Annotated in this window: 4 protein-coding genes and 2 pseudogenes; 4 read left to right on the plus strand and 2 right to left on the minus strand. The window is 58.9% G+C overall.

Annotation, left to right across the window (positions count from 1 at the left end; genetic code table 11):
• Nucleotides 1-18 precede the first annotated feature (18 nt).
• Nucleotides 19-234, minus strand: a complete 216-nt coding sequence (locus PDO_RS10385; protein ID WP_007601461.1) for an SDR family NAD(P)-dependent oxidoreductase — start codon at nucleotides 232-234, stop codon at nucleotides 19-21.
• A 300-nt stretch (nucleotides 235-534) separates the two neighbouring features.
• On the opposite strand from PDO_RS10385, the gene PDO_RS10390 reads away from it, so the two are divergent.
• On the plus strand, nucleotides 535-1503 hold the full coding sequence (locus tag PDO_RS10390; RefSeq protein WP_202803119.1) for an AraC family transcriptional regulator: 969 nt from the start codon (nucleotides 535-537) through the stop codon (nucleotides 1501-1503).
• Nucleotides 1504-1810: 307 nt separating this feature from the next.
• Here PDO_RS10390 and PDO_RS29015 read toward each other — a convergent pair whose 3' ends face one another.
• Nucleotides 1811-2062, minus strand: coding sequence for a helix-turn-helix domain-containing protein (locus PDO_RS29015; RefSeq protein ID WP_037073389.1), 252 nt, complete (start codon nucleotides 2060-2062; stop codon nucleotides 1811-1813).
• Between the two features lie 160 nt (nucleotides 2063-2222).
• On the opposite strand from PDO_RS29015, the gene PDO_RS10400 reads away from it, so the two are divergent.
• From PDO_RS10400 to PDO_RS10410, 3 genes and pseudogenes are all read left to right on the plus strand, one after another.
• On the plus strand, nucleotides 2223-2864 hold the full coding sequence (locus PDO_RS10400) for a hypothetical protein (protein ID WP_007601472.1): 642 nt from the start codon (nucleotides 2223-2225) through the stop codon (nucleotides 2862-2864).
• Nucleotides 2865-3069: 205 nt separating this feature from the next.
• A pseudogene (trbB, locus tag PDO_RS10405) lies at nucleotides 3070-4025 on the plus strand (P-type conjugative transfer ATPase TrbB).
• Nucleotides 4022-4228, plus strand: a pseudogene (locus PDO_RS10410) (TrbC/VirB2 family type IV secretion system protein); the annotation flags it as partial. The pseudogenes trbB and PDO_RS10410, both read left to right, overlap by 4 nt.

The following is a 4228-nucleotide window of genomic DNA, read 5'->3' on the forward strand; positions in this document are numbered from 1 at the left end:
CCAGCACGTCGAGCTGCTTCACCATGTTTGGAAGGAAGGCTCGGCCGGGAACGCCCCGGGACTGGAAGCGTCATCGTCGATATCGAGGCGCAGCAGCTTGAACGGCACCTTGCCGGCATATTTCTCGGGCGTGCGGCTTGTGCCGATGACGGTATGGCCCTTTGCGTGCAGCTTGTTGGCGAGCATCAGGCCGAAGCCGGAAGAGGCGCCGGTGATGAGGATGGTTTTTTTCATGTCATTGCTCCTGTCGCATGACTGCGGATGAGGTCGTTCGGTGACAGAATATATGCCTCGCCAAGGGCGGCTCTTCACTAGCGAAACATGCCAAACAAAATTCGAAAGACGTCAAACTATGGAGCGATCGGTGTTCTGACGCGGGTTTCCAGATTGGCGCCATCTGCGATTGTGCTGGCATGATCCGCCGGTTAAAATTCCAGGATGATCAAAAGTGACTTTCCGGCGCCCGGCCGTTCTTCGTCGATGTTGGAATATGCTGTCTGGCCCGGCTGGCGATTGCTGATGCAGGATGCGGGCTTGGCCGCACCTCCGATTCTGCGCAGGGCCGAGTTGCCGGGAGATCTCTTTGCCCGTGACCAGGTCCGCCTGACATCCGCTGCCTTCTTCAATCTTTGGATGGCGATCGAAGAAGAGGCCCGATCCCTGGATATTGATCTGCCAGCGCCTTTGCGCATCGCGCAAGTCATGACCAGCGACTGGTTTGACCCCGAGCTATTTGCAGCACTCTGCAGCGCCAATCTTGGCAACGCGCTTGAGCGCATCGCAAAATATGTCCGCCTAATCGCCCCGATGCGGATCGAAGTTGCGCGCGCCGGCGCTGAAGCAACTGTCGTCATCGATTTCCTGGACCAGACCAAGCCCCCGCCGGCGGTGTTCTTGGCGTTCAAACTGGTTTTCTTCGTTCAGCTCGCACGCCTTGCGACGCGAACGGCGGTCAAGCCGTTGAAGGTTGCGTGGCCATCGGTATCGCATGGATCGGAGAAGGACGCCGAACTGTATAGGGAATTCTTCGGCATCGCAGTTTCCGAGGCGCCGTTGGCGACCCTTGTGTTTTCGCTTGAAGACTTCGACCGACCATTCCTGACCGAGAACCACAAGATCTGGCTGTTCTTCGAGCCGTCCCTGCGACAGAGACTATCCGACCTCAATCGCACCGCCAGCATGGTTGAGCGGGTCAGGAGCGCCTTGCTAGAGGCTTTGCCAGCTGGTGACGTTTCCATGCAGTCCATTGGAAAAAGACTGGGCATTGGAACCCGCACCCTGCAGCGCAGGCTCCAGGAGGAGGGCACGTCCTTCCAGCTGACGCTCGATGCCGTCCGATCGTCGCTGGCCGATCACTATTTGCGCAAGACGATGATGTCGAGCGCCGAGATCGCTCTGCTGCTAGGCTTTGAGGATGCCAATTCGTTTCTCAGGGCCTTCAAGGGTTGGACAGGGACGACACCGCTGGCTGTTAGGCGTGATAGCTCGTCGGAGTTATTTTGATCCCAGTGGAGTTTGTCGCTGGCAAACTTTTCTTAGCATGTTCGGGATGACACGGAGCCACGAGTTCGTTTCATTTCAACTGCTCAATCGTGAATAGCAAGTCGTCCGTTCGTATCTCATGAAAGCGAGGGACCTTCGGATTCGAGCTCCTGAAGTCTATCGGGCTTGGATTTGAGCTTGTTCCAGAGCAAGTTCGCTCGACCGGGGTGCGATCAAGATATCAGCGGCGAGGTCAGAGACGGGGTCGCTTGACTGTACCTTCGTGCGTAGATGAGTGGCTGGCGCTCTGAGACAGTCGGGTCGTGCGCTAACCGTGTGATGGCTTTGCGAATCTTACCCCGGCACCGCTCCCATTTTCCGGGATAAACTCAATGCCTGCATTCTCCAGCGCTGATCGAATGGCATTAAGATTTGCGGCGGTTATCGTTGGTGCTGTGTCTTCCGCCTCAGCGCGCCGTACAGTGGAGATCCCGACCACCGCAGCTTGGGCAAGGTCTTGTGCGGTCCAACGGATCAATCCGCGTGCGGCCCTTATCTGAGCCCCTGTTATCGGCTTCATAATGTTCGTTTCGGTTTGAACGTTTTTAGTTCATATGGTATTTATTGGCTTGCCGTCATTTGCCCGCCTACCTTGTGCGGCAAAAGCACTGCGGCTGTACTAGGTGCTCGTAACACATAGCACAGCCTAACCGTAACCCAAGTTGATAGGAACTCGGATCATGGCTGATTCCGACAATAGCAGAACTTTGCCTGTCGTCACGCGACGCAGATTGCTTTCCGCATCGGCGACGTGGCTGAAGGGGAAGGTTGGTGGCGGGGATGCGGGGCTTCAGTTCGACTACGGTCGCTCCGACCGTGGCGATCCAACCTTGGCCTTGTGGCAGGAGTGGTGGTTGGCGCATGAGCAGGTCGAGAAACTCTGCCGAAGACAGCAGCGCCTTGAAACCGCTCTGATCGCGGCTGTCGGCTTTCCCCACGTCGACATTGTCTTTCCCGATCAGGATCGCGTGGTGGCGGCGTTCTCCCTGGAGGATATCGATCGCCGTTTTGCGGGTCTGCCGGAAGATGCCGAGGCGAAGCGGTCGGCGAGGGCGGTTTTGGTCGAGCGGCAGGCCGCTTGGGACGCGTTGGACGAGCGCTTGGGATACAGTCGTGCCAAGCAGGCGGAAGAAGAAGCGTTTGCGCTACGGACGGAACGACTGAATGAGCTGTTTGCGAAGCAGGCTCACTCGGTTGCCAGTGTGGCCGCAAAGCTGCATGCTGTTCTTGCTATGGGAGAAGACAGTCCAGCCGATGAATTCCCGTGGCCGCAGATTCGGGCTGCGATGGCGGACCTGCTCAATTTAAGTAGCGGATCTTAGGCAAATTAACGGGTCCGCGCTTCGCAAGTATTTTTTCGCTCCTCTACGAGCGTCTACGATTTTGGAAAGAATCGTGTTGCCGGCACGGAATTTGTGCCTTTCTTGATTGTCCCTGTCGCCATCTGCCCGTTTTGCGGATGGCCCAAACGGGGGCATCATGGCCAATCATCATCACGAAGGGCAGGCTGTATCACGGGGCGCACGAATGCTCCGGACGGCGCTCGGTTCAGCCATCGTCCGCTATCTCGAAGATCCCAGCATCGTTGAAGTGATGCTGAACCCGGACGGGCGTTTGTGGGTCGATCGCCTGAAGGAAGGTCTTGTCGCCACAGCCGATACCGTGATCCCGGCCGATGGTGAGCGCATCGTGAGGCTGGTTGCCCACCATGTTGGCGCCGAGGTTCATGCCGGCTCGCCCCGCGTCTCGGCCGAGCTGCCGGAAACCGGTGAACGCTTCGAGGGATTGCTGCCGCCTGTCGTTGCCGCTGCGACATTTGCCATCCGCAAGCCCGCCGTCGCTGTCTTCACCCTCTCCGATTATGTCGCCGCCGGCATCATGAGCCAAGAGCAGGCTGAGGTGCTTCGACTGGCGGTCGAGAAGCGCAAGAACATTCTGGTGGCCGGCGGCACATCCACCGGAAAGACGACGCTCACCAATGCTCTGCTGCGGAAGTCGCCAAGACTTCCGATCGCATCGTGCTGATCGAGGACACCAGGGAGCTGCAATGCGCCGCTCACAATCTCGTGGCGCTGCGCACGAAGGATGGCGTGGCCTCGCTTTCGGATCTCGTGAAGTCATCGCTCCGCCTGCGTCCGGACCGAATTCCGGTTGGTGAGGTGCGCGGCGCGGAAGCCCTCGACCTCCTGAAGGCCTGGGGCACCGGCCATCCCGGCGGTATCGGCACGATCCACGCCAATACGGCGATAGGCGCACTGCTTCGGCTGGAGCAGCTCGTGCAGGAAGCCGTCGTCACGGTCCCCCGTGCGCTCATCGCCGACACTATCGACATCATCGCCGTTCTGTCCGGCCGTGGCGCCAACCGTCGACTTGTTGAGATCGCGCTGGTCGACGGGCTCGATCCCGTCTCCGGCGATTATCGCACCCTCCACGCTCACGTTCCTCCCGCTCACCAACCACTCCCGAAAGGAGACCAGCAATGAATACGTCTGTCTCTTCTGTCCTTCGTCGTGCGCGCAATCGCCTTGTCCATGCGACCACGCTTGCCTCGATCGCGCCGCTGATGGCGGCACCCGCCCATGCCTCCGGTTCGTCCATGCCGTGGGAGGAACCGCTGCAGCAGATATTGGAATCCATCGGAAGGGCCGGTGGCCAAGATCGTTGCGGTGATCATCATCATCGCCAC

This window comes from Rhizobium sp. PDO1-076 (assembly GCF_000247475.1).
In the GTDB taxonomy this organism is placed as follows: Bacteria; Pseudomonadota; Alphaproteobacteria; order Rhizobiales; family Rhizobiaceae; genus Allorhizobium.

Bases quoted from the DNA above. Each gene is read 5' to 3' on its own strand.
- PDO_RS10385 (WP_007601461.1), bottom strand. From the start codon at position 234: ATGAAAAAAACCATCCTCATCACCGGCGCCTCTTCCGGCTTCGGCCTG.
- PDO_RS29015 (WP_037073389.1), bottom strand. From the start codon at position 2,062: ATGAAGCCGATAACAGGGGCTCAGATAAGGGCCGCACGCGGATTGATC.
- PDO_RS10400 (WP_007601472.1), top strand. From the start codon at position 2,223: ATGGCTGATTCCGACAATAGCAGAACTTTGCCTGTCGTCACGCGACGC.